This window comes from Agrobacterium bohemicum (genome assembly GCF_002896715.1).
Taxonomy (GTDB): Bacteria; Pseudomonadota; Alphaproteobacteria; order Rhizobiales; family Rhizobiaceae; genus Agrobacterium; species Agrobacterium bohemicum.
Window position 1 is genome coordinate 38,805 of sequence record NZ_PGEL01000023.1, and the last position, 24,817, is coordinate 63,621.

Below are 24,817 nucleotides of genomic sequence, written 5' to 3' on the forward strand. Positions count from 1 at the left end.
AACGCGGCCTGCCCCTTCCCTCCCGGTCAATCATCATGACATGCTCGCGGTCGCTTCTTTTTCTTTGTCCGCTGCTGATCGTGGCCGTTACTGGCGGTTTGCCAACAGCGGCTGAAACCAGCAAGCGGCTCGACCTTTCCGCCGAAGACAGAACGCGCATTCAACACGTCACTCGACCCACGACAGACTTTTCNAAACCAGAACCCTTCGAGGCCATGTCGGCGGGGGCGGCAACCACGACAGCGACACGCGACCCATTTTCGCAACCCTCCGCCAATATGACCTTCGAGCGCGGACAGGATTTCAAGCTGGGCAACGCCCTGTTCCAGAAGCTGTGGGTTTCCTCGCCCTCCTCCACGCAAGCGTCGGATGGGCTGGGACCGCTTTACAATGCGAGGTCGTGCCAGACATGCCATATCAACGACGGTCGCGGACGTCCGCCGGTAGGAGGCGAGGATGCGGTTTCGATGTTTCTGCGCCTTGCCCGCCCTGCCCGCACGCCTGAAGAGATGAGGGCGATAGCCGACCATGATATCTTGAANTTTCCGGATGCGACCTATGGCGGGCAGCTTCAGAATCTTGCGGTTCCAGGGCTGAAGGCCGACGGCACGCTTGTCGTATCGTATGAGGAGCAGACGGTGACGCTTGATAGTGGCGAGACCGTATCGCTCCGCAAGCCAACCTATGGGGTAGACCGACTGAATTACGGGCCGCTGGAGCGCGACACCACGCTGTCTGCCCGCATCGCTCAGCCGACGCTCGGTCTGGGATTGATCGAGGCGATTGCTGACGAGGATATTCTGGCCAATGTGGGCGAAACCGGCAAACCAGCATGGGTGCGCGACCACCGCAGCGGCGCGTTGAAGCTGGGTCGCTTCGGTTGGAAGGCTCAGAATGCCAGCGTGCGGGATCAGGCCGCCAATGCGCTTTCTCATGATATCGGCATTTCCTCGCCGGATGCGCCCAATGCCTTTGGCGATTGTACCGACAAGGAACCCGACTGTCTTTCCATGCCGACCGGGGTGCAGAAGCGGCTGGGCGATGTGGAAGCACCCTCCCCGGTTCTCGATCTGATGACCTTCTACACCGAAAATCTGGCCGTGCCTGCGCGCCGCAATGTCGATGACCCCACCGTACTGCGCGGCAAGCAGCAATTTTATGCGGCGGGATGTGCATCCTGTCACGTGCCGAAATTCGTGACGAGGCGTGATGCGAACGACCCGCTGCATTCCTTTCAACTGATCTGGCCCTATTCCGATTTTCTGCTGCATGACATGGGCGATGGCCTAGCGGATGGTCAACAGGTGGGTGAGGCAAGCGGGCGTGACTGGCGCACCCATCCGCTGTNGGGCATCGGCCTGACGCAAGCCGTGAACGGCAATGGCTTTTACCTGCATGACGGACGGGCGCGCAGCCTGACGGAAGCAATATTGTGGCACGGCGGAGAAGCGCAAAAAGCGCGCGATACTTTTGCTGCCTTGCAAAAGTCTGACCGGCAGGCTTTGCTGACATTTCTGGAGTCTCTGTGATGGACAATGCGATGCGAAAATTTCATGCCCTTCTGCCGCTCGCTTTTCTGATAAGCTTCGGCACGGCACTGGCGCAAGATGTGGAGCTGATGCCACCACCGCCTCTTGACCCGGTCAAGGTGCGCAGCGTGATGGCAAAGGCCGTGGATGGCTTTATCCGCCCTAGCTATGACGGTTTTCGTGATAGCGCCAAGGCGCTGGAGGGCAAGATGCAGGCGCTGTGTGCTAGCCCATCCGCGGACACGATGGCAGCGGCAAAAGCAGGCTTTGCCAATGCGACGCACGCATGGGCGGAGATCGAGATCGTCCGCGTCGGTCCCGTTATTGAGGAGAACCGTTTCGAGCGGGTGTTGTATTACCCTGACAAAAAGGGTCTTGGCCTGAAACAGGTGCAGCGTTATCTCTCGGNAAAAGACGAGAGCGTAACGACGCCGCAGGGCGTTGCGGCGAAAAGCGTAGCTGCACAGGGGTTCGGCGCACTGGAATATGTGCTTTACGGCACTGGCGCAGATGACATCGTGGCTGAGNAAAACGGTTTTCGTTGCCGCTATGGCGCAGCCATTGCCGGCAATGTCGCCAATATCGGCACGGAGCTTTCCGATCTCTGGGACGCGCCGGATGGTACGGCGAAGAATTGGAAGGAGCCGGGGCCGGACAATCCGGTATTTCGTGACGAGAGAGAAGCGCTGGTGGCGCTGCTGGGCATTCTGGTGCACGGCTCGGAAGCCATTCGCGACCAGCGTATCGAAACCTTCTACAAAGGACCGGACAATGCCAAATTTCCGCGTACCGCGATCTATTGGCGTTCCGGCCTGACATGGAAGAGCATCGGCGACAATGTGTCTGCCGTGCAGACGCTGTTGCACAAGGCTGGCATGAGCGATCTTCTGCCGCCCGACCAGCGCTCCATCATCAGTTCCATCGACTTCATTGCCAAATCCATGGTTCGAGTAGCCGGAACCATTGAACCCGATGTGGAAAAGGCGCTTGCCGACGACAAGCAACGCTCCAAGGTCGATTATCTACTGCTGAACGGCAAGGACCTGATCTACCGCATCAACGATCAGTACGGCGGAGCCATTGGCCTTAGCTCCGGCTTTTCCTTTTCGGATGGGGATTGAGTGGTGGCGCGCGACAAACGGCTGCTGATCGACCGGCGCGCCTTTATCAAAGCGGCGGGATTGCCGTTTCTGGCATCGCTTGCGCCGCGTTCGCTTTATGCGCTGGAGCGCACGGACGCGGTCTTCGCCTCGGCCTTCCGCGACCGCGATGGCGCTTATGGCGTGGCGACTGTGAGCGAGGCGGGCGAGATCATCGACCGGCTGATTTTGCCCGCCCGTGCGCATGGCATGGCGACCAGCCGCGCGACGGGTGTAACGGTTGCCTTTGCGCGCAGGCCCGGAACTTTCTTCATGGCTTTCGATCCGGCCAGACGCCGCGAACCCATCGTCATGCACACGCCGGAGAATCGGCATTTCTACGGCCATGGGCAGTTTTNCCCCGACGGATCGATCCTTTATGCGAGCGAAAATGACTTCGACCGCAATCGCGGTGTGATCGGCCTTTATGACGCCCGCGATGGCTTCAGGCGCATTGGTGAATATGATGCGCGCGGCATCGGTACCCACGACATGACGGTCAGCGATGACGGGCGGATGATCATCATCGCCAATGGCGGCATCGAGACCCACCCGGATTTCGGGCGCACGNAACTCAATATCGATACCATGGAGCCTTCGCTGGTGCTGCTGGATGCGGCGACGGGACGACTGATCCAGCGGCACGGGCTTGCGAAAGATTTGCGCCAGCTTTCCACCCGCCATGTCGATCTGGGCCGCGACGGGCGCATCTGGTTTGCCTGTCAGTACGAGGGACCGCGCAACGACATGCCGCCGCTGGTGGGGTANTTTTCCAGGGGCGACGATCTCCGCTTCATCGATCTGCCGGAGGAAACCACCGTTCGGCTGGCCAATTATGTCGGGGCCATCGCCATCAACCGGCGCGACGGTATCGTCGGCCTCACCTCGCCCAATGGCAATTCCACCGTAATGCTGGACGAAAAAAGCGGCAAGGTTGTCAATGAGACGACGCTTCGCGAGGCTGCGGGCGTTGCNGCGGCCGCAAAGGGTATCGTCACCTCATCCTATGACGGGCAATTCGCGGCGAAAACCAGTGCTGTGGCGTGGGACCAGCACATCGTCAGACTTGCCGGATAAATTGCTAAAATAACACCGGAACAGAAGGCACGTCTGCGCATTTCATGCCTATGNAAAAAGCTCTGGTCTATCTCATCTTCGTCTTGGCAGTCGTCACCATCGGTGCGTTCGTCGGTATGAACAATGTCCCAGGCGAATGGTACCAGTCGCTCAACAAACCCTTCTTCAACCCGCCCAACTGGATTTTCGGGCCGGTTTGGACGGCACTTTACGTGATGATTGCAATTGCCGGTGCACGCACATGGCTGCAAAGCCGGATGGGCGGCCGCATGCAGCTGTGGGGCAGCCAGATGCTGTTGAACTTCATGTGGTCGCCGATCNTTTTTACGATGCAAAGCCCCGCTGGGGCTCTTATCCTCATCGTACCCATGCTGATCTGCGTCATCGCCTTCATCATCATGACAGCAACGCGCGACCGCATCTCCATGTGGCTGTTCGTTCCGTATGCTGTGTGGGTGGGCTTTGCCACGCTTCTCAACGCCAGTATCGTCTATCTGAACTAGCAAACGCGCTCGCCCTTGCCTTGTGGCCCTGCACACGCCATGTTTCGATAAAGAAACAGGGAAAGGCAGGGGAATGAATTTCACCGATCCCGGCGATTACCGCCAGCGGATAAAGAAGAGCTTTGCTCGCCAGGGCGTCGTTCAGGCCATCAATGCCGAGATATCGCGCATCGAGCACCGTCTGGTGGAAATCGAGCTGCCGTTTCACCCCAAACTGACGCAACAGCACGGCATTTTGCATGCGGGCGTGATTGCGGCTGCCCTCGACACCGCCTGCACCTATGCCGCCTATACGATCATAGAGCCGGATGCCTCGCTGCTGACGATCGAGTTCAAGGTGAACCTGATGTCGCCTGGGCGCGGCGAGCGGTTTCTGTTTCGTGGTGAAATCACCAAGCCGGGCAGCAACATCATCGTGGCAGATGGCCGCGCTTATGCGCTGTCAGATGGGCCAGCCAAGTTGATCGCTTCCATGACCGGAACGATAATGGTGATGAAGGGCCGCGAAGGTTTCGAAGAATGAGTTATGAGATTGTCGAGGTGGCGGGCAAACGCCTGCTGTTCGTCATGGCTGCCGATGCCGAATACGGCCCGCATCTGAAGGCGCGCTTCAAGCCGCTGATGACGGGGGTCGGCCCGGTGGAGGCGGCGGTTTCGCTGACGGTGGCGCTGAGTGATCTCCGTGCCGCCGACAATCGACCCGAACTCGTCGTGTCGCTTGGCTCTGCCGGTTCGCGCACGCTGGAGCAGGCGGAGGTCTATCAGGCCGTCTCCGTTTCCTACCGCGATATGGATGCCTCGGCCTTCGGTTTCGAGAAGGGCCGCACGCCGTTTCTCGATCTGCCCGCCGAGATTACCCTGCCGCTGCGCATTCCCGGCGTTGGGGAAGCGCGGCTTTCCACCGGCGCCAATGTCGTCTCCGGTGCCGCCTATGACGGGGTGGATGCGGATATGGTTGAGATGGAGACATTTGCCATTTTGCGCGCCTGCCAGCGCTTTGATATTCCGCTGATCGGCCTGCGGGGAATCTCCGATGGTAAGGCGGATGTGCACCATATCTTCGACTGGACGGAGTATCTGCATGTGATCGACGAGAAGCTGGCTGATGCTGTGGGCAGGCTGTACCGAGCAATAAAAGACGGAAGCATTTCGCTCTAAATCTCTTGCGCAACCGCTTATTTTCTGGCTTTTCAGGCCATGTCACGGGTTGCCTAAAGCCCCGGATTTCTTTAAAGGCTCGCCATGACCCAGATAGCCCATCCCGACAGCATCCTCATCATCGATTTCGGCAGCCAGGTGACGCAGCTTATTGCGCGCCGTGTTCGCGAAGCCGGAGTCTATTGCGAAATCCACCCGTTTCAGAATGCCGCGGACGCGTTCGAGACACTGAAGCCGAAGGGCGTGATTTTCTCTGGCGGACCGGCATCCGTAACAGCGGAGGGAAGCCCCCGCGCGCCGCAGGCGGTTTTCGATTCAGGCATCCCGATACTCGGTATTTGTTACGGCCAGCAGACGCTGTGCACCCAGCTGGGCGGCACTGTTGAAGGTGGGCATGCAGCGGAATTCGGGCGCGCCGATATCGAGATCAAAAAAGCAAGCCCACTGTTTGACGGCTTCTGGGAGCTGGGCGGACGTTATCCTGTGTGGATGAGCCATGGCGACCGCGTAACGCAATTGCCGCATGGTTTTGAAGTGGCCGCGACGTCCGAAAACGCGCCCTTTGCCATCGCCGTCAATGAAGAGCGCCGCTACTACACCACGATGTTCCACCCGGAAGTCATGCATACGCCCGACGGTGCGAAGCTTCTGTCCAACTTCGTGCACAAGATCGTTGGCCTGAAGTCCGATTGGACGATGGCTGCCTATCGCGCCGAGATGATCCGCAAGATCCGCGAGCAGGTCGGCACCGAGCGCGTGATCTGCGGTCTGTCCGGTGGCGTCGATTCCTCCGTTGCTGCGGTTCTCATTCACGAAGCCATCGGCGATCAGCTGACCTGCATTTACGTTGACCATGGCATGATGCGGCTTGCCGAAAGCGAGCAGGTCGTCACCATGTTCCGCGACCACTACAATATTCCGCTGGTGCATGTGGATGCGTCCGACCTGTTCCTGACGGAGCTCGCCGGCGTTTCCGACCCGGAAGTGAAGCGCAAGACCATCGGGCGCCTGTTCATCGAAACATTCGAGGCCGAAGCCGCCAAGATCGCATCCGATGGCAAAGGCGCGCCCGCGTTTCTGGCGCAGGGGACGTTGTACCCGGATGTTATCGAAAGTGTTTCCNTTTCCGGTGGCCCATCCGTCACCATCAAGAGCCACCACAATGTCGGCGGTCTTCCCGAGCGCATGAACATGAAGCTGGTGGAGCCGCTTCGTGAGCTTTTCAAGGACGAGGTTCGTGTTCTGGGCCGTGAACTCGGTCTTCCCGAAAGCTTCATCGGCCGCCACCCCTTCCCCGGTCCGGGCCTCGCCATCCGCTGCCCAGGCGTCGTGACGCGTGAAAAACTGGATATTCTGCGCAAGGCCGATGCCGTCTATCTCGATGAAATCCGTAAGGCCGGTCTCTACGACACCATATGGCAGGCCTTTGCCGTGCTGCTGCCGGTGCAGACCGTTGGCGTCATGGGCGACTACCGCACCTACGACTTCGTCTGCGCGCTACGCGCCGTGACCTCTGTGGACGGCATGACGGCAGACTTCTATCCTTACGACATGAACTTCCTGGGACGTGCGGCAACCCGCATCATCAACGAAGTCAAGGGCATCAACCGCGTCGTGTATGACGTGACCAGCAAGCCGCCCGGCACGATCGAGTGGGAATGAGGTCAGCTCTTCTGCAATAGGAAAAGCCGGTCGATGAAAACTCATCGACCGGCTTTTTGTTGGGTAATATGTATGAGGCGAAACGTTATCGTCTCGCCATCAAATGTCAGCCTTAGAGCTGAACCTTGTCGAACGCTGTACGTTCGATGCCAAGGGCGTCAAGGTCTGCGCCAGCTGGCTTGCGGTGGGAGCGGACAGCTGCGGATACTGCCAGAGCCGCGCCGAAAACGGCAAATGTTTCGCCAAAGAATTTACGGGATGTCTTAGCAACGTTACGCATGTGGGTCTCTCCTTCGTGTTGCCCAGAATATGAGCATTTGAAGCGCTTTGCACAACTCACGATATAGCAGGCAAGCCATGCAGCTTAGCTCGAACTCATTTGGATGACTGGTCATGCAAATTTGCATAGCTAGCCGAGATTTGAATGCGGCGGANTTTTTGCTATGCCTTTCGGAGAGCATGGAAAAGGCTGACGGATATGACGATTACGATCTACGGGATCAAGAACTGCGACACGATGAAGAAGGCCCGCACATGGCTGGAAGCAAAGGGCATCGACTATGTGTTTCATGACTATAAAAGCACCGGGATCGATGAAGCGCATCTCAATGCGTGGTGCGATGCCGCTGGTTGGGAGACCGTGATGAACCGCGCTGGCACCACTTTCAAGAAACTGGATGAGGGCGATAAGGCCGACCTTGACCGCGAGAAAGCGATTGCCTTGATGCTGGCGCAGCCGTCGATGATCAAGCGCCCGGTTCTGGAAGCCAAGGGAAAGATAACGGTCGGCTTCAAGCCTGAATTCTACGCCGCGCTGTTCTGTTAGGCGTGGCCCATGTCGAAGACCACGCGCGCGACCCAGACGCTGACCAAAGCGGGTATTTCCTTCACGACGGTGACCTATGAGTATGATCCGAATGCAGAACGCATCGGCCTTCAGGCAGCGGAAGCCATCGGGGCCGAGCCGCATCTGGTGTTGAAAACGCTGATGGCGGAGGTTGATGGCAAGGCGGTCTGTGTTGTGGTGCCATCCGACCGTGAGGTCAGCATGAAAAAGCTGGCGACGGCCTTTGGCGGCAAATCTGCCCATATGATGAAGCCCGCTGATGCCGAGCGCGCAACGGGATATCATGTTGGCGGAATCAGTCCTTTCGGCCAGAAAAAGCAGGTGCCGACGGCGATTGAAGTGCAGTCGATGGGTCATGAACTCGTCTATATGAATGGCGGGCAGCGTGGATTGCAGGTGCGCCTTTCACCGGGGGATGCACAGGCGGTCTTGAAGGCACTGGCGGTTTCCCTGGTCACCGAATAGCAGAAATCCGGTTGGCTTTCGCAGCGAATGGGCTATGTTTTGCGCCTCGCAATGAAGACATTGAAGGCGTACCATGACAGTCTCCCCTATCGATCCCGTCAAACTGGNAAAGCTGGCTGAAGTTGCCATCAAGGTCGGGCTGCAATTGCAGAAAGACCAGGATCTGGTCATCACTGCACCGCTTGCGGCGCTGCCGCTGGTGCGGTTTCTGACCAAGCATGCCTATATGGCTGGCGGCGGTCTGGTGACGGCTTTTTATTCCGACGAGGAAACGACGCTTGCGCGTTACAACCATGCCAGCGATGCCAATTTCGACCGTGCATCCGGCTGGCTTTATGAAGGCATGGCGAAGGCCTATGCCAATGGTGCCGCCCGCCTCGCGATTTCAGGCGACAATCCGATGCTGCTCGCGGATGCGGACCCTGCCAAGGTNGCGCGCGCCAACAAGGCCAATTCCATGGCCTACAAGCCGGCGCTGGAGAAGATTTCCAACTTCGACATCAACTGGAACATCATCTCCTANCCCAACCCGTCCTGGGCCAAACAGGTGTTTCCCGGCATTCCAGAGGATGAGGCCGTAACGAAGCTGGCGGATGCAATTTTTGCCGCATCGCGTGTCGATCTGGCCGATCCTGTGGCGGCGTGGACGCAGCACAATGCAAACCTTGCCAAGCGCTCCAAGTGGCTGAATGACGAGCGTTTCTCCTCGTTGCATTTCACTGGCCCCGGCACGGATGTGACCATCGGTCTGGCAGACAGCCATGAATGGCATGGCGGCGCATCGATGGCCAAGAACGGCGTGATCTGCAACCCCAATATTCCGACCGAAGAGGTCTTCACCACGCCGCATGCGCTACGGGTGGATGGCTACGTCTCCAGCACCAAGCCGCTGTCGCATCAGGGCACCCTGATCGACAATATCCAGGTGAAGTTTGAGGCAGGCCGCATTGAGGAGGCCAAGGCTTCCAAGGGTGAAGCCGTGCTAAACAAGGTTCTGGATACGGATGAAGGCGCACGACGTCTGGGCGAAGTGGCGCTGGTGCCACATTCCTCCCCCATCTCGGCCAGCGGCATATTGTTTTACAACACGCTGTTTGACGAGAATGCGTCCTGCCACATTGCGCTGGGACAGTGCTATTCCAAGTGCTTCGTCGATGGCGCTTCGCTCACGCCAGATCAGATCAAGGCGCAAGGCGGCAATTCCAGCCTCATCCATATCGACTGGATGATCGGCTCCGACAAGGTCGACATCGACGGTGTCAGAGCAGATGGCTCCAAGGTTCCTGTCATGCGCAAGGGCGAATGGGCCTGATTTAACGAGGGATCTGGCTTTTCTGGCTGAGCCAAACGCTGAACAATACCATAACAAACCCTGCAATCTGGACTGGAGCGAGGCTTTGACCGAGCGCCATCCAGCCCAAAAGCGTGGCGGTGACGGGGCTTAGGAAGCCGAGCGATGCCGCCACGGATGGCTCGATGCGTGAAAGGACACGAAACCACAAGAGATAGGTAAAGGCCGCGCCGATCAGGCCGAGATATGCCAGGCCAAGTATGNTTTCCGTACTGAGTGGGGGCAAAGCGGGTTCCAGACACCAAGCGACCGGCACCAGCAAAATACCGCCCGCTGTGAGTTGCCATGCCGTGAAGGTCAGACTGGAGACCGGCGGCTGCCATCTGCGCGACAGGACCGTGCCGAAGGCCATGGAGACCGCACCGGCAAGAGCGGCTGCAATGCCAACGGGGTCTAACGCCGCATTTGGTGTCATCACCAAAAACGCCACGCCTGCCATGCCGATGATGCCAGCGACGATCGCCAGTGCGCGAATGGGGCGTGCAAGAAACACGTGGGACAGCCCGATAACGATCAAAGGCTGTACCGCGCCGACCGTTGCGGCCACGCCACCGGGCAGACGATAAGCTGCAACGAAGAGCATCGCCCAAAAGAAAGCGAAGTTTAACGCGCCAAGAAAAAAGGCGCGGCTCCACCAGATGCCGAAGGGCAGTTTACGAACAAACAGCAGCAACAGCAGACCCGCAGGCAATGCGCGCAGCATGGCAACGTGCATGGAGTAGCCATACGGCAAAAACTGCGTCGTGACGAAATAGGTACTGCCCCAAATGGCCGGGGCGATTGCCGTCAAGGCAATATCAGCGATGTCGTGTGAATTTTTCTTCATTTCAAGAATCTCTATATCAAGATAAATATAGAATATGCGNTTTTGTCTTGACGTCAAGATACCCAATGCTATCNTTTCTCCATGGCCGAAAAACCCGCAGATGATCACGTCGACAGAATTCTGGCGCAATGGGCGAAGGAACGCCCGGATCTTGATGTCGAGCCGATGGGTATCATGGGGCGTCTGCACCGGCTGGCCACCCATCTCGGCCGCGAGGTGGAGGCCGTTCTGCTGCAACACGGATTGTCATCTTCGGCTTTCGATGTGATGGCAACCTTGCGGCGCGCAGGCGCGCCCTACCGCCTCTCCCCCGGCGAATTACTTGATATGACCATGGTCAGTTCCGGCACCATGACCAACCGCATCGATCAGTTGGAAAAAGCAGGACTGGTGGAGCGAATCAACAATCCCGAAGACCGGCGGAGTGTGCTGATTGCGTTGACGGACAAAGGGTTTGCCACAGTGGACGCGGCGGTGACGGCGCATGTGGNAAACCAGCACCGGCTGCTTGCCGCCATAAGTGAAAAAGACAAGACAGAATTCAATCGGCTGCTGAAAACGTTTCTCGCTGGCCTTGAGTGAGCCAGTGACGACCGACTAAAACAGGCTGCCCTGACCTGCCGGACCTGATATCGGGGCCTTTGCGGGCTTTTTCTTCGGCGCAGATGAGACGCCTTCTTCTGTCGGCCCACCCTCTCCAGTAGCTATTGCGGAGACGATGCCATCGGCGAACTCGATAGACAAGGCAGCACCTGATGTGACGGTCGCAGCGCGTGTCAACGGGCGGTTTTCGTCATCGCGAATGACAGCATAGCCGCGCCTCAGCACGTTTTTGTACGAAAGAGATTGCAGAATGCGATCATGAGCGGCGATGCCGGAGCGGTTTTGGGACATACGGTGCAGCACGGCAGTATCGGTGCGTCGGGCAGCACCCGCCACCCTCTCCCTCTGGCGTTCCAGTTGACCAAGGAGCCGGGCCGGCAGTGCGCGCAGCGACGAATCCGACGATGAGACGCGCGATTGCGCCTGTAACAGCCGACGTTCCACGAGACTCTCGGCGCGCTGCATGCGCTCCTGAATGCGTTGGCGTTGCTGCTTGAGGCCATGGGCCAGCACATCCGGGCGAAGACCCGATGTGGTGCGCTCGAAGCTGCGGCGTTTGTTGAGCGTATTCAGCTCCAGCCCGCGACCGAGACCGCTCGCAGCCTCGTCAAACCGGCGGCGCGGCAGAGCCAGCAACTGATCCAGCGACGGAAGCGCACGAACGAGCGCCCTTACGCCCTGCCGGCGATTGTCCATCTGGCGCGACATGGAGCTGGAAAGACGGGCGGAAAGGCCTGCAAGCTGGGCTTCCAGATCGGCCCGGACAGGCACGGCCATTTCCGCAGCACCCGTGGGGGTCGGCGCACGAACATCGGCGGCATGATCGATCAGTGTCGTATCGGTTTCGTGGCCAACGGCCGATATCAGCGGTATTTCACTTTCAGCAGCAGCGCGCACGACGATTTCGTCATTGAAGCTCCAAAGGTCTTCCAGACTGCCGCCGCCACGCGCCACGATCAAAACGTCGGGGCGCGGAATGGCACCACCAATCTCCAAGGCATTGAAGCCCCGGATGGCGTTGGCCACTTCCTCGCCTGAGCCCTCACCCTGCACCTTCACCGGCCAGACCAACACGTGCACGGGGAAACGATCCGATATACGGTGCAGAATATCGCGGATGACGGCACCGGTTGGCGAGGTGACGACGCCAATGATCCTTGGCATATAGGGCAGACGGCGCTTGCGTGTCTGATCGAAGAGACCTTCGGTGGCCAGCTTTCTACGGCGCTCCTCCAGAAGCGCCATCAGCGCACCAGCACCGGCGGGCTCCAGGCTTTCGATTACGATCTGATATTTGGACGAACCGGGGAAGGTGGTGATCTTGCCGGTAGCAATGACCTCCATACCCTCTTCCGGGCGGAATTTCAGCTTGGAAAAACTACCCTTCCAAATGACGGCATCAATGCGGGCCCGATCGTCTTTCAACGAGAAATAGGCGTGACCCGATGTGTGCTGGCCGCGATAACCGGAAATCTCGCCGCGGACCCGCACCTGGTCGAACGCCGTTTCCACCGTGCGTTTGATGGAGCCGGATAGCTCCGACACCGAAAATTCGGCGAGGTTGGTGAGAGGCTGGCTGAAAATATCGCTCATGCCCGTTTCTACCCGATGGGCTGCGATTCGCAAATCGCATCCTCCGATCAATTCCGCGTTTCCACGTCAGATAAAATTTCACAAAATTGCAACAATTTGCTAGCGTGTGGGTTGAGAGTGCATGCATGGAGGAGAATAAGGGCTTTTGAGGATGACGGTGCCTTTCCTCAAGCCCCCTGGAGGAGGAGCGGCATCATGGTATTTATTCTTGGATTGTCACTGGGCGTCACCGCGCTCTTTTTTCGCTCCGCAATGGTAATTGCAGCGGTCGGATTGCTGGTTGTAGCGGCGTTCTCCGTTGCGGCGATCGTCTCATACCCTGCGTTTCATCTGCTTCCACTGTTGATTGCCTTGGCAGGCTATAATGTCGGCATCGCAAGTGGCTTTATTGCAGCGATAACGATCCGGCGTTTCGGCACTGTGTAAGCGCTGACCGTTCGTGGAAATTGCGTTATGCAGATGGCATCGCAATTCGAACATCGGAATTAAAGCGTGCCACTTCTGCCATTCACTGCGCTGAACCTTGCCTTAGTGGCTTTTGACGGACTTGCGACATATGGCCTGATCGGTATTGCAGGCTTGGACATTATTGTTGCCCGTTTGTTGGGCCTGTGTGTCGCGTTTGTTTCTCTTGTCCTGTTTCAGCGCTACGCACAGCGAAAAGACGCATTGGCTACCATCATAAGTGGCATCACCATGCTCGTAAGCTCCGGGCTTTTTGCGCTCATACTGACGCGTAACCCGGCGATCCAATGGCCAATTGCCTTCATCGTCGCGTCCTTGGCGTCGCTCGTGCTCGGCGTATTTGGATATCGCCGAGCCCTGAAGCGACGCGAGAGCGTGGTTTAAACCGTTTCCCACCCGTCCTTCTCAGCCGCCCGATAGATCGCATCGATGAAACGCTGGCTGTTTCTGGAGCTTTCCAGCGTCACGACATCCGCAGCCTCACCGGTGGCGGCCTTGGTAAAGGCTTCGATCTCGCGCCGGTATTGTCGGCTATCCTGAAAGCGGAATATCTGTGACACGCCGTGGTTCTGGTTGGTGAGTTCCACCTCTTCGGCACCCCAGCGGTCCGCATTGAAGGGTGACTTGACCTCGATATAACCTTCGGTGCCGTGCAGAACCATGAGCTGGCGGCCCGCAAGCTGGGTGGAGATGTAGAAGCTGAGTTCGAAATCACCAAAATCTGCCTTCACGCTGGCATAGATATCAGTGCCAAATTCCGGGTCACGCTCGACAACGGCCTGAACACGCTTCGGCTCTTTTCCGGTCGCGAAGCGTGTGGTGATGGTGGGGTAGACCCCGATATCCGGCAAAGCGCCGCCACCAAGTTCGGGGATGTTACGCATATTGCCGGGATCGCGGTTGAAATAGGTGAATGATCCCTGCACATGCTTGAGCGTGCCGATGGCACCGGCGGCCAGCAACTCGCGCACTTTCAGCCACACCGGCGCGTAGGTCACCATATAGGCTTCTGATATCAACACATTGTTGCGGTCTCGTGCGGCAATCAGGCTGTCGATTTCATCTGCCTGGAGCGCAATCGGCTTTTCACACAACACATGCTTGCCCGCATCGGCGGCCTTGATCGACCACTCCACGTGCTGGGCGGTGGGCAGCGGAATATAGACGGCATCGATAACATCCGAGGCCAGCATTTCCTCGTAGGACCCAAAGGCATGTGGCACGGAGAAACGGTCGGCCAGTTCCCGCGCCTTGCTAAAATCACGGCTGGCGATGGCGGTGACGACAGCATTTTCCGCGTCCTGGATGGCAGGAATGACAAGCTCCCGACCGATTTTCGCCGTCGATAGAATTCCGAAACGCAACATTCTCATCTCCCNTTTTCTGGGCGGCACCTTACCACGCGAAAGCCGCGAGGCAACACGGTGGCGCCACAGCCGATCAGCTGGGTGTATCATGGCTGAAAACGTCCTTTCTTCGGCAATATCCTGTCTTTCGCCTTCCAAGTAAAAAGGAAAAACTGTATTCACACTGAACCGGAGATACAGAAAATGTCCCATGATAACACAGCGCTTCTGGTCATCGACGTGCAGGAATCGTTCCGACAAGCGCCCTATTTCGATGAAAGCGGCCTATCCACTTTTCTTTCCGCCCAGCAGAAGCTAATCGATGGCGCGCAGGCAGCGGGAATTCCGGTGATCCAGATATTCCATGTCGATGGCGACAAGGCCTTTGCAGAAGAAAGCGGATTCATTCGAGTGCTCGAAGGCATTCGCCTTACCCCGACGGTCACCTTCCGCAAGAGCCGCCATTCGGCTTTTGTCGGCACGGGCCTAGATGTATGGTTGACGACACACGGTATCAATCGCCTGATCGTATCCGGCATTCGCACGGAACAATGCTGCGAAACCACAACGCGGCACGGCTCCGATCTCGGCTACACCGTCGATTACGTCACTGAAGCGACGTTGACATTTCCGATGACGCACGCTTCCGGTGAGATATTTTCCGCTGAACAGATCGCCACCCGTACCGAGCTTGTTCTGTCTGGACGTTTCGCCCGTATCGCGACCGTGGATCAAGCTTTGAGCGCGCACAAGAAAGCAGCATGATGAGACCAAGCGGCGGCACCAGCACCNAAATCATTTCGGTTTTCGTCGTCTTGCCGCCGCAAACCCTACTGCTGGATGTCGCCGGTCCTCTCGAAGTTCTGCGGTATGCCAATCAACAACAGAGTGCGATCCGCTACGATTGCACCTATATCGCGGCACATCCCACCCAGACCACCACGATAGGGCTTTCTCTGTCAGGGCTGCTGGCCTTACCAGAGACACTGCCTGAAGACGCTATGGTGATCATCTCCGGCAGTTCCTCCCAGGAACACGCGCAACCCGCCGCGCAAAACGAACGGCGCATTCTCGCGGACTGGCTGCGGGGCACGGTCAGAGACGACACCACGATTGTCTCCATCTGTTCAGGCGCGCTCATTGCTGCCGAGGCTGGCGTGTTCGATGGCCATCAATGCACCACCCATACGCATTGCGTCAGCGACCTTCGACGCATTGCGCCGCTGGCGCAGGTTCTGGAAAACCGGCTTTTCGTGGAAGATCGCAAGCGCTTCTCGAGTGCCGGTATTTCGACCGGTATCGATCTTTTGCTACACATGGTTTCCAATCTCACCAGCCCGGCCATTGCGGCCCGCATCGCGCAGATCATGGTCATCTATATTCGCCGCACGGCAAATGATCCGCAAATGTCTCCCTGGCTGTCCGGTCGTAACCACATCCATCCCTCGGTCCACAAAGTGCAGGATGTGATTGTCGCCGATCCCGCTGCCGATTGGTCACTTGCCAGACTTGCCGATGTGGCAAATCTCAGTGAACGCCATCTCTCCCGGCTGTTTCGAGAGCATACAGATGTCAGCGTTGTCGATTATATCAATCTGATGCGCGTCAATCTTGCCCGCGATATTCTGGAACACTCCCGCCTGGATATGGAGGCGGTTGCGGAGCGGTCCGGCTTTGCCTCTGCCCGCCATCTTCGCCGTGTCTGGCAGCAACATCATGCACAGCCGCCGAGTTTTTACCGAACCGTTTCAGCCTGAGCGCTGTTTGCATCACAGACGCGACATCCGGTCATCAAGGAAATTCAATGGTTATGCGCGCGCACGATTGCTAACCTCACTCTCAACAGAAACGACATTGGGAGAATCTCCATGGNAAAACGTGCACTTGGGAAAACCGGCCTATCCGTTGCCCCGATTGTCTTTGGCGGCAACGTGTTTGGCTGGACGGCGGATGAAACGATGTCCTTCCAGTTGCTGGATGCCTTTTTCGACGCAGGCTTCAACACCGTCGACACTGCGGATGTCTATTCCGCTTGGGTGCCGGGACATGANGGGGGTGAGTCGGAAACCATCATCGGCAAATGGCTGAAACGCGGCACCGTTGCCCGTGAGAAGGCGGTGATCGTTTCCAAGGTTGGATACGACAAAGGCCTCAAGGCAGACCGGATTGCAGAAGCAGTCGAAGCATCGCTACGCCGCCTGCAGACCGATTATATCGATCTCTATCTGGCCCATAAGCCTGATGCCGAGACACCAATCGAAGAGACGCTTGGCGCTTTCACCAAGTTGAAAGAGCAAGGCAAGGTCCGCGCCATCGGCTGTTCCAACTATGATGCGCCGGACCTGCAAGCTGCCCTCGACGTCTCTGCAAAAACAGGATTAGCACGCTTCGATGTTGTGCAGCCGGAATACAACCTCTACACCCGCGAACGCTTTGAAGGGCCGCTTGCGGAACTGGCTGTCAAAGAAGACATTGGCGTCATCAACTATTACAGCCTTGCGGCTGGGTTCCTGACAGGCAAATATCGCAGCAAGGCGGATACGGAGGGAGTGGCGCGCTCTTACCGGGTTGGTGACTACGTCAACACACGCGGTCTGGCCATTCTCGGCGCGATGGACACGATTGCGGCCGAAACGAACGCAAAGCTCGCGGATATCGCGCTGGCATGGCTGTTGCGTAAAAAGGCAGTGACCGCGCCAATTGCCAGCGCCACCAGCCTTTCACAACTGGAAAGTTTCAAGCGCGCCACAGAGCTAAAACTGACGGACGAAATGATGGCTCTTCTGGACAAGGCAGGCGCATAAATGGACCTGGAAATTCGCGATGCCCGTCCGGAAGACCGGGCGGATTGGCTGACGCTGTGGAATGATTACCTCAACTTCTACAATGTCGATCTCGCCGAGGATGTAACCGCCCACACATGGGCGCGCATCATCGACACGACCTCTCGCGTATCTGCGCGTCTTGCCGTTCTGGATGGACGGGTGGTTGGCTTCGCCATTCACCACTTCCACGATTCCACCTGGGTCAAAACGCCGGACTGCTACCTCGAAGATCTGTTCATCGATGCCACCATTCGCGGCAAAGGCGTCGGTCGGGCATTGATCGATGACCTCATTTCCATCTGCAAGGACAAGGGATGGTCGCGCCTCTACTGGCACACCAACGACGACAATGCCCGCGCTCGCAGGCTGTACGATACCTATGTCCAGAGCGACGGCCACATCCGTTATCGGCTCAAATTCTGACTCACGCCCTGGCGCGGAAAAAATCCAGNAAAGCCCTCAGTGCCGGACGCATCTGCCGGCGTGAGGGGTAATAGATGTAAAAACCGTCGAACGGTGCGCACCAGTCCTCAAGCACTCTGACCAACTTTCCATCCNTTATATCGTCTTCGATGCGCTGCTCAAACACGAAGGCAAGGCCCGCTCCATCGATCACCGCAGAGCGTATGAGGCTCTGGTCGGAAAGGATCAGCGGTCCTTGTACGTCAACGACCAACGGCTTTCCGTTCTTCTCCAACTCCCAGCGATAGATGAGGCCGCTTGAGAACCGACGGCGAATGCAGCGATGCTGCATAAGATCACGCGGGTGCTGTGGTGTCGGATGCCTGCTGAAATAGGCGGGAGAGCCGACGATTGCGCCGCGCCATGCACCGCTGGCGCGCACGGCAATCATATCGGCCTCAAGATTTTCTCCCAGCCGAATGCCCGCATCGAACCCTTTGGCGACGATATCCTCGAACCGGTCGTCAGTGGATATTTCCAGAGAAATCTCAGGATAGAGCATCAGGAATTCGCCGAGCCTGGGCAGAACAATGTCTTCGGCGGCAAGACGTGGCATGGTGACCCGCAAGGGACCGGCGGGCCTTCCGCCGTGTTCGGCAAGGGCGCTGATCACCGCATCGATATCGGCCAATGCCGGGGCCAAGGTTTCCAGCAGCCGCCTGCCCTCTTCCGTCGGCGAAACGCTGCGTGTGGTACGATGGAGAAGGCGAAGGCCAAGGCTCGCCTCCAGCGAAGATACGGCGTGGCTGACAGCAGAGGGCGCGACGCCAAGCTCCGCAGCCGCCTTGCGGAAACTGCGCCCTTCGGCCACGGCAGCCAGCACAGCCAATTGGGAAAGTTGTACACGGTTCATTGTTCTNAATGATAGAACAAGCTGACAAGAATTGCAGCGATTANTTTTGCCGTCTTGCCACGCTATCTTCGTCATCATGCTGAATAACGGGCGGTTCCGTTATGGAAGGACAGACAGATGCACAACAGAACTCTTGGAAAAAATCTCTCGGTTTCGGCACTTGGCCTTGGCTGCATGGGTATGAGCCATGCCTACAGCCCCTCCTCCGATGAAAATGCCTCGATTGCGACCCTGCACCGCGCCGTCGAACTCGGTGTGACCTTTTTCGACACGGCGGAAGTCTACGGCCCCTACACCAACGAAGTCCTCGTTGGAAAGGGTTTGAAGCCCTATCGTGACAAAGTCACCATCGCCACCAAATTCGGTTTCAAGATCGATGCCAGCAAGCCAGCGGGACAGATGATGGTGGGCACTGACAGCAGTCCGGAAAATGTTCGCGCCGTGGCCGAAGCCTCCCTCAAACGTCTGGGTGTCGACGTCATCGATCTCTTCTACCAGCACCGCGTCGATCCCAACGTGCCGATAGAAGATACTGTTGGCGCCATGGCAGAACTGGTACAGGCGGGCAAGATCAGGCATCTCGGTCTTTCGGAAGCCAATGCCGAAACAATCCGCAAGGCGCATGCCACCCATCCCATCACAGCACTTCAGAGCGAATATTCGCTGTGGACCCGCGATGTAGAGACGAATGGCGTACTCGACACCTGCCGAGACCTCGGCATCGGCTTCGTGCCGTTCAGCCCGCTAGGACGTGGTGTGTTGACCGGAGCATTGAAGAAACTCGACAGCCTCTCCGACACGGACTTCCGCCGTTCGCTGCCTCGTTTCCAAGCCGAGAATTTCGACGCCAATCTGGCACTCATCACATTGCTGGAAGAGATGGCTGCAGAAAAAGGTGTAAGTGCCGGGCAACTGGCTCTGGCATGGGTGATGGCGCAGGGCGACTTCATCGTCCCCATTCCCGGCACCACCAAAATAGCCAATCTGGAAAAGAACATCGCAGCGGCTGATGTTTCTCTCAGCAGGGAGGACGTGACGAAGCTGGGCGATTTGCTGTCTCCAGCAAAGGTCGCAGGCGGGCGTTACCCCGAACAAATGGCGGCTATGGCGAACCGTTAAAAGCAAAGGCCGAGGAACATTTCCTCGGCCTTTTTAATCTTATATGACGTAGGTCTCTAAGCGCGCAGCACGCCACCGGTCGATTTCTCGACATTGCCGACGATCTTTGCCGTCAGAGCTTCGAAGTCTTCATCCGTCAGTGTCTTGTCGACTGGCTGGATCTGGACTTCGATGGCGACCGACTTCTTGTTCTCTCCGACAGACGCACCTTCGAAGACGTCGAAGACATTGACGCCCGTGACGAGTTTGCGGTCAGCGCTGGTGGCTGCCTTGATGATGGAGCCCGCTTCGACAGAGCGATCCACAACGAAGGCGAAGTCACGCTTGACGGTCTGGAAGGGTGAAAGCTCAAGCGCCGGCTTGGTGCGCGTGGCCTTCTTCTTCGGCTCAGGCATGGCGTCGAGATAAATCTCAAAGCCGCTGTAGATGCCCGACACATCCAGCGCAGAAAGCGTCTTTGGATGGAATTCGCCAAAATAGCCGAGAATGACCTTTGGTCCCATTTTGATGGTGCCAGAGCGACCGGGATGATACCAGCCGGGAGCGCCCGCTTCGATTTGCACATTGCTCATCGGCAATCCGCAGGCCTCGATGACGGCCAAGGCATCGGCCTTGGCATCATAGACATCCACCGGCTTGCCGCCGCCCTTTGCAACATTCGACCACATGCGACCGGAGCCGGACAGCGATGCTGTGCCACGGCGGACACCGCCAGCCACGCGTCGTTGAGCTTCCGGCGTATCGCCCTCATAGGTGCCGGAGACTTCAAAAATTGCGACGTCGCCATAACCTTTATCGGCATTGCGCTGTGCGGCCGTCAAAAGACCTGGCAGCAGAGAAGGACGCATATCCGACATGTCGGCAGCGATTGGGTTGGCAAGCTTCAGCGCTGCCGAACCACCACCGAAGAGCCTGGCCTGTGCTTCTGGAATGAACGACCATGTAACGGCTTCGAGCATGGCGCGGCTGGCCAGCGCACGGCGCGCGGTGCGGGTGCGGATTTGCAGCGTGGTCAGGATACGGCCATTGACGGCACCGAAACTTTCCAGCGGTTCCGGCTTGATGTTATCGACGCCATGAATGCGCATAACCTCTTCCACCAGATCCGCCTTGCCATCAACATCCGTGCGCCACGAGGGAACGGAAACACTGACGCGTTCGCCTGAGCCTTCGATACCGAAACCGAGGCCCTTGAGGATATCAAGACTCTCGTCGGTGGAAACCTCAAGGCCGGTCAGCCGCTTGACTTCGGATAGCGGGAAATCGACGATCTTGGGCTCAAAAACCTTGTAACCGACGACCTTTGCTTCACCCGCCGTGCCGCCACAAAGCTCCAGCACCAGTTCCGTCGTGCGCTCCAGACCAGCCACCATATATTCCGGGTCAACGCCACGCTCGAAACGGTACCGCGCATCGGTGATGATACCGAGCGAACGTCCGGTCTTGGCAATATTGATCGGGTCCCAGAGCGCGGATTCGATCAGCACGTCGACGGTGTTTTCATCACAACCGGAATGCTCGCCGCCCATGACGCCGCCGATGGATTCGATGCCGTTATCATCGGCGATGACCACATTGTTCGGACCGAGCTTATATTCGCGCTGATCGAGCGCAAGGATGGTTTCGCCGTCATTGGCACGACGAACGACGAGGTTGNCCTTGACCTTCGCAGCATCGAAGACGTGCATGGGGCGACCCTGATCGAAGGTCATGTAGTTGGTGATATCCACCAGCGCGTTGATGGGACGAAGACCGATGGCGAGCAGACGCTGCTGCATCCATTTAGGGCTGGGGCCATTCTTCACCCCGCGCACAAGGCGCAAGCCGAAGCCGGGGCAAAGTGCCGCGTCGTCCAGATCGAGTGTCACATCAATCGGGGTTGCGCCTTCGACCTTGAAGCTTGGAGCGGGCTTTGTCTTCAGCGTGCCGAGGCCCGACGCTGCGAGATCGCGTGCAATGCCATAGATGGACGTGCAATCCGGGCGATTTGGCGTCAGATTGATCTCGATGACAGGATCGTCAAGACCGGCATAGGTCGCGAACGACGTGCCGACCGGCGCATCGTCCGGTAGATCGATAATGCCGTCATGGCTATCGGACATGTTGAGCTCTTTTTCGGAGCACATCATGCCATGGCTTTCCACGCCGCGAATTTTGCCGACAGCCAGTGTCACATCAATGCCCGGAACATAGTCACCCGGACGCGCCAACGCGCCGACAAGACCGGCACGCGCATTTGGCGCACCGCAGACGATCTGCACCGGCTTACCCTCGCCCGCATCGACAGACAGCACTTTAAGTCGGTCAGCTTCCGGATGTTTTTCAGCCGTTAAAATCTTGGCGATGACGAAGGGTTTGTAAGCCGCCTTATCATCGACATCCTCGACTTCAAGACCGATGGCGGTCAGCCGTTCGCAAATCTGTTCGAGAGACGCATCGGTTTCGAGATGCTCTTTCAGCCAGGAGAGTGTGAATTTCATTTGTCTATCTCCTTAACTGCTCAAACCGCCAAACAAGGTAGGCATGTCGAGCGGGCGGAAGCCGTAGTGGGTCATCCAGCGAACGTCGGCGTTGAAGAAATCGCGCAGATCAGGCATGCCGTATTTCAGCATGGCGATACGGTCGAGNCCCATACCCCAGGCAAAGCCCTGATATTCATCCGGATCGAGGCCACCAGCGCGCAGAACGTTGGGGTGGACCATGCCGCAGCCGAGGATTTCCATCCAGTCCTTGCCTTCGCCGAACTTGACGATGGGGCCGGAACGATCGCACTGGATGTCCACTTCGAAGCTCGGCTCCGTGAAGGGGAAGAAGGAGGGGCGGAAGCGCATGACGACACTATCGACCTCNAAAAAGGTCTTGCAAAACTCTTCCAGCACCCAGCGCAAATTGCCGACATTTGATTTTTTGTCGATGACCAAACCTTCGACCTGATGGAACATCGGCGAGTGCGTGGCATCGCTGTCCTGGCGATAGGTCTTGCCGGGAATGACGATGCGGATCGGCGGTTTCTGGGCTTCCATAGTGCGCACCTGCACCGGCGAGGTATGTGTGCGCAGCACCTTGCGCTCACCATTCTCGTTTGGTGGAAAGAAGAAGGTGTCATGCATTTCGCGGGCCGGATGTCCCTCGGGGAAGTTCAGCGCCGTGAAGTTATAATAGTCGGTCTCGATATCCGGGCCCTCAGCGATCGAGAAGCCCATATCGGCAAAAATTGCGGTAATCTCATCTACGATCTGGCTGATCGGGTGAATGCGACCACGCTCTGCCGGTGATTGGCGCACCGGCAGGCTGACATCCAGTGTCTCGGCCTTGAGGCGCGCCGTGATGGCAGCGTCTTTCAGCTCGGTCTTGCGCGCGGTAATTAGATCCGTCACATCGGTCTTGAGCTGGTTGATCGCTGCGCCGCGCGTCTGGCGCTCTTCCGGCGTCATCGAACCCAGTGTTTTCAGAAGCTCTGATACCGAGCCCTTTTTGCCCAATGCAGAAACACGCACGGCTTCGATGGATGCTTCATCTCCAGCGCCTGCGATGTCCGACATCAGTTGTGATTTCAAGGTATCCAGTTCGGTCATTTTTTCCTGCCTCGCCGGGCTTTAGCCTGCGGCTTCGGGTTCAACAGCATTCTTCAGATAATCGGTCGCCACGATAAAGCGTTGCAGATCACTACCCATCTGCACGCGCCCAATCAACCGGGCGAGCGGCNAAAAACGGCCAAGAACACGCACCAGCCGCCGCAATTCAATGATTGCAGCTTCAGGTGCACGCGACGCCCATGCCTGATAGGCCGCATCCAACGTCGCACGGCCGTTTTGCGCGAGTATGCAAAGCGGTAGAAACAGCAACCAGATATCCCGCGCCTGCGCGGTCTCGAGTGGCATAACGGCTTGTGGCTCTTCTTCGAAATCCATGAAACCGATGCGGCCATCGCGCAAAAAGAAATCGCGGACATGGGGACGACCGTGACACAGGCTGGCTGCATGCAAATCCCCGATCGCCGCAGCACAGTCGATGAGAAGCGCGTCATGATCTGTTTCGCCCGCCCGCCGTTTCCATTTCAAAATTCTTTGAACGGTGGGACCAACATCGGAAATGACGATGGCCGTCTGCGAGGAATAGATGATGTCGGGAACGGGAAAACCCTTAGCGCCAAACTCCATCATCCGCCGCCTTTCACGCTCCATCATCTCGACGGGCTTGAGGATTGGTGACGGCTTTAGAAACTTATACGGCAGAGCCGACGCCGCAAGCGCCTGGAGCTTTATCCACCACGGTGCTTTTTCAATGCCCTGGCGTTTGATCCAGACAGATCCCGCAGACAGGTTAAGCTGCTGTATGCGGCCATCACTCGCCAGCAGCACCTGCATCAGGGCAGCAATATCCGCGTCCTCGAGATGGACGTGAAATCCCCGTGCTTGCTCCTGTGGGTCGGCGGCTTCCAGCATTTGGAACTCATATATGGGCGTTTGCCCGGTTTGTGATATCCGTAGGACGGTGATCNAAACGGCNAAACCCGCACCGGTGACCGGCGCGGGTTTCAAATGAACAACAGATTGTCCGCGCCGTAATTACTTTACAGCGGTTTCAAATTCGTTGGTGGTGCCTGCATCCTTGAGGTACTCAAGAGCCTTCTTGGCGCTATCGACGAGAACGCCGAAAGCAGCTGGCTCATGGATAGCCATGTCGGACAGAACCTTGCGGTCTACTTCGATACCAGCCTTGTTCAGGCCGTCGATGAAGCGGCCATAGGTCAGGCCGAATTCGCGAACAGCAGCATTGATACGCTGAATCCACAGAGCGCGGAAGTTGCGCTTGTTAACCTTGCGGTCGCGGTAAGCGTATTGCTTGGAACGATCCACAGCAGCCTTGGCTGCGCGGATGGTGTTCTTGCGGCGGCCGTAGAAGCCCTTGGCTGCCTTGAGTGTCTTGGTGTGCTTGGCGCGGGAAGTTACGCCACGTTTTACGCGTGCCATGTCATGATCTCCTTAAAATGT

The 24,817-nt window shown here is 57.7% G+C and carries 27 protein-coding genes; 18 read left to right on the top strand and 9 right to left on the bottom strand.

Annotation, left to right across the window (positions count from 1 at the left end; translation table 11 throughout):
- The first annotated feature begins 35 nt into the window (after positions 1-35).
- From CUC55_RS09235 to guaA, 7 genes are all read left to right on the top strand, one after another.
- Positions 36-1,529 carry a di-heme oxidoreductase family protein gene (locus CUC55_RS09235; RefSeq protein WP_103087654.1) on the top strand — a complete coding sequence of 498 codons (1,494 nt, stop codon included), beginning with the start codon at positions 36-38 and terminating at the stop codon, positions 1,527-1,529.
- Complete coding sequence (locus CUC55_RS09240) at positions 1,529-2,650, top strand: imelysin family protein (protein ID WP_103087655.1); 1,122 nt, start codon at positions 1,529-1,531, stop codon at positions 2,648-2,650. The genes CUC55_RS09235 and CUC55_RS09240 overlap by 1 nt, the downstream gene beginning before the upstream one ends.
- Complete coding sequence (locus tag CUC55_RS09245) at positions 2,651-3,745, top strand: DUF1513 domain-containing protein (protein WP_103087656.1); 1,095 nt, start codon at positions 2,651-2,653, stop codon at positions 3,743-3,745.
- A gap of 50 nt (positions 3,746-3,795) precedes the next feature.
- Positions 3,796-4,248 (top strand): TspO/MBR family protein, encoded by a 453-nt coding sequence (locus CUC55_RS09250; RefSeq protein WP_103087657.1) that lies wholly within the window; start codon positions 3,796-3,798, stop codon positions 4,246-4,248.
- Between the two features lie 73 nt (positions 4,249-4,321).
- Positions 4,322-4,771 (top strand): PaaI family thioesterase, encoded by a 450-nt coding sequence (locus CUC55_RS09255; protein ID WP_067649194.1) that lies wholly within the window; start codon positions 4,322-4,324, stop codon positions 4,769-4,771.
- Positions 4,768-5,406, top strand: coding sequence for a 5'-methylthioadenosine/S-adenosylhomocysteine nucleosidase (locus CUC55_RS09260; RefSeq protein WP_067649197.1), 639 nt, complete (start codon positions 4,768-4,770; stop codon positions 5,404-5,406). The genes CUC55_RS09255 and CUC55_RS09260 overlap by 4 nt, the downstream gene beginning before the upstream one ends.
- Before the next feature lie 84 nt (positions 5,407-5,490).
- Positions 5,491-7,068, top strand: a complete 1,578-nt coding sequence (gene guaA / locus CUC55_RS09265) for a glutamine-hydrolyzing GMP synthase (RefSeq protein WP_103087658.1) — start codon at positions 5,491-5,493, stop codon at positions 7,066-7,068.
- A 112-nt stretch (positions 7,069-7,180) separates the two neighbouring features.
- Here the strand turns inward: guaA and CUC55_RS22875 are convergent, their stop codons facing one another.
- Positions 7,181-7,348, bottom strand: coding sequence for a hypothetical protein (locus tag CUC55_RS22875; RefSeq protein WP_170063850.1), 168 nt, complete (start codon positions 7,346-7,348; stop codon positions 7,181-7,183).
- Between the two features lie 198 nt (positions 7,349-7,546).
- On the opposite strand from CUC55_RS22875, the gene CUC55_RS09270 reads away from it, so the two are divergent.
- From CUC55_RS09270 to CUC55_RS09280, 3 genes are all read left to right on the top strand, one after another.
- Positions 7,547-7,894, top strand: a complete 348-nt coding sequence (locus tag CUC55_RS09270) for an ArsC family reductase (protein WP_067649203.1) — start codon at positions 7,547-7,549, stop codon at positions 7,892-7,894.
- A 9-nt stretch (positions 7,895-7,903) separates the two neighbouring features.
- Positions 7,904-8,380, top strand: a complete 477-nt coding sequence (ybaK, locus tag CUC55_RS09275; protein ID WP_067649206.1) for a Cys-tRNA(Pro) deacylase — start codon at positions 7,904-7,906, stop codon at positions 8,378-8,380.
- A gap of 73 nt (positions 8,381-8,453) precedes the next feature.
- Positions 8,454-9,692, top strand: coding sequence for an aminopeptidase (locus CUC55_RS09280; protein WP_103087659.1), 1,239 nt, complete (start codon positions 8,454-8,456; stop codon positions 9,690-9,692).
- 1 nt (position 9,693) lies between these two features.
- On the opposite strand, the gene CUC55_RS09285 is transcribed toward CUC55_RS09280, so the two are convergent.
- The gene (locus CUC55_RS09285; protein ID WP_103087782.1) at positions 9,694-10,557 is read right to left on the bottom strand and encodes an EamA family transporter; all 864 of its coding nucleotides are present in this window, start codon (positions 10,555-10,557) and stop codon (positions 9,694-9,696) included.
- 81 nt (positions 10,558-10,638) lie between these two features.
- Here CUC55_RS09285 and CUC55_RS09290 point away from each other — a divergent pair, with 81 nt between their 5' ends.
- On the top strand, positions 10,639-11,139 hold the full coding sequence (locus tag CUC55_RS09290) for a MarR family winged helix-turn-helix transcriptional regulator (protein ID WP_103087660.1): 501 nt from the start codon (positions 10,639-10,641) through the stop codon (positions 11,137-11,139).
- 15 nt (positions 11,140-11,154) lie between these two features.
- Here CUC55_RS09290 and xseA read toward each other — a convergent pair whose 3' ends face one another.
- Positions 11,155-12,753 carry an exodeoxyribonuclease VII large subunit gene (gene xseA, locus CUC55_RS09295; protein WP_067649220.1) on the bottom strand — a complete coding sequence of 533 codons (1,599 nt, stop codon included), beginning with the start codon at positions 12,751-12,753 and terminating at the stop codon, positions 11,155-11,157.
- Positions 12,754-12,948: 195 nt separating this feature from the next.
- On the opposite strand from xseA, the gene CUC55_RS09300 reads away from it, so the two are divergent.
- A complete protein-coding gene (locus tag CUC55_RS09300; RefSeq protein WP_067649223.1) occupies positions 12,949-13,179 on the top strand; it encodes a hypothetical protein in 231 nt (76 codons plus the stop codon).
- Between the two features lie 66 nt (positions 13,180-13,245).
- Complete coding sequence (locus CUC55_RS09305; RefSeq protein WP_067649226.1) at positions 13,246-13,602, top strand: hypothetical protein; 357 nt, start codon at positions 13,246-13,248, stop codon at positions 13,600-13,602.
- Here CUC55_RS09305 and CUC55_RS09310 read toward each other — a convergent pair.
- Positions 13,599-14,585, bottom strand: coding sequence for a Gfo/Idh/MocA family protein (locus tag CUC55_RS09310; protein ID WP_067649809.1), 987 nt, complete (start codon positions 14,583-14,585; stop codon positions 13,599-13,601). The two genes, CUC55_RS09305 and CUC55_RS09310, sit on opposite strands and share 4 nt — an antisense overlap.
- A 183-nt stretch (positions 14,586-14,768) precedes the next feature.
- Here CUC55_RS09310 and CUC55_RS09315 point away from each other — a divergent pair, with 183 nt between their 5' ends.
- The 4 genes from CUC55_RS09315 (at position 14,769) to CUC55_RS09330 (ending at position 17,812) form a co-directional block, all read left to right on the top strand.
- Positions 14,769-15,329: an isochorismatase family protein gene (locus CUC55_RS09315; RefSeq protein ID WP_067649229.1), complete on the top strand. Its 561-nt coding sequence runs from the start codon at positions 14,769-14,771 to the stop codon at positions 15,327-15,329.
- Complete coding sequence (locus CUC55_RS09320; RefSeq protein WP_103087783.1) at positions 15,329-16,321, top strand: GlxA family transcriptional regulator; 993 nt, start codon at positions 15,329-15,331, stop codon at positions 16,319-16,321. The genes CUC55_RS09315 and CUC55_RS09320 overlap by 1 nt, the downstream gene beginning before the upstream one ends.
- A 111-nt stretch (positions 16,322-16,432) precedes the next feature.
- On the top strand, positions 16,433-17,368 hold the full coding sequence (locus CUC55_RS09325; protein ID WP_103087661.1) for an aldo/keto reductase: 936 nt from the start codon (positions 16,433-16,435) through the stop codon (positions 17,366-17,368).
- Positions 17,369-17,812: a GNAT family N-acetyltransferase gene (locus CUC55_RS09330; protein WP_067649235.1), complete on the top strand. Its 444-nt coding sequence runs from the start codon at positions 17,369-17,371 to the stop codon at positions 17,810-17,812. It abuts the gene before it with no gap.
- A gap of 1 nt (position 17,813) precedes the next feature.
- On the opposite strand, the gene CUC55_RS09335 is transcribed toward CUC55_RS09330, so the two are convergent.
- On the bottom strand, positions 17,814-18,704 hold the full coding sequence (locus CUC55_RS09335; RefSeq protein WP_103087662.1) for a LysR family transcriptional regulator: 891 nt from the start codon (positions 18,702-18,704) through the stop codon (positions 17,814-17,816).
- 117 nt (positions 18,705-18,821) lie between these two features.
- Between CUC55_RS09335 and CUC55_RS09340 the strand changes: the two genes are divergently transcribed.
- The gene (locus CUC55_RS09340) at positions 18,822-19,823 is read left to right on the top strand and encodes an aldo/keto reductase (protein ID WP_067649241.1); all 1,002 of its coding nucleotides are present in this window, start codon (positions 18,822-18,824) and stop codon (positions 19,821-19,823) included.
- A 56-nt stretch (positions 19,824-19,879) separates the two neighbouring features.
- Here the strand turns inward: CUC55_RS09340 and pheT are convergent, their stop codons facing one another.
- The 4 genes from pheT to rplT form a co-directional block, all read right to left on the bottom strand.
- Positions 19,880-22,303, bottom strand: a complete 2,424-nt coding sequence (gene pheT / locus CUC55_RS09345) for a phenylalanine--tRNA ligase subunit beta (protein ID WP_103087663.1) — start codon at positions 22,301-22,303, stop codon at positions 19,880-19,882.
- 12 nt (positions 22,304-22,315) lie between these two features.
- Positions 22,316-23,398 carry a phenylalanine--tRNA ligase subunit alpha gene (gene pheS / locus CUC55_RS09350; protein ID WP_103087664.1) on the bottom strand — a complete coding sequence of 361 codons (1,083 nt, stop codon included), beginning with the start codon at positions 23,396-23,398 and terminating at the stop codon, positions 22,316-22,318.
- 21 nt (positions 23,399-23,419) lie between these two features.
- Positions 23,420-24,268: a lipopolysaccharide kinase InaA family protein gene (locus CUC55_RS09355; protein ID WP_245417731.1), complete on the bottom strand. Its 849-nt coding sequence runs from the start codon at positions 24,266-24,268 to the stop codon at positions 23,420-23,422.
- Between the two features lie 123 nt (positions 24,269-24,391).
- Positions 24,392-24,796 (bottom strand): 50S ribosomal protein L20, encoded by a 405-nt coding sequence (gene rplT / locus CUC55_RS09360; protein ID WP_045230035.1) that lies wholly within the window; start codon positions 24,794-24,796, stop codon positions 24,392-24,394.
- Positions 24,797-24,817: the final 21 nt, after the last annotated feature.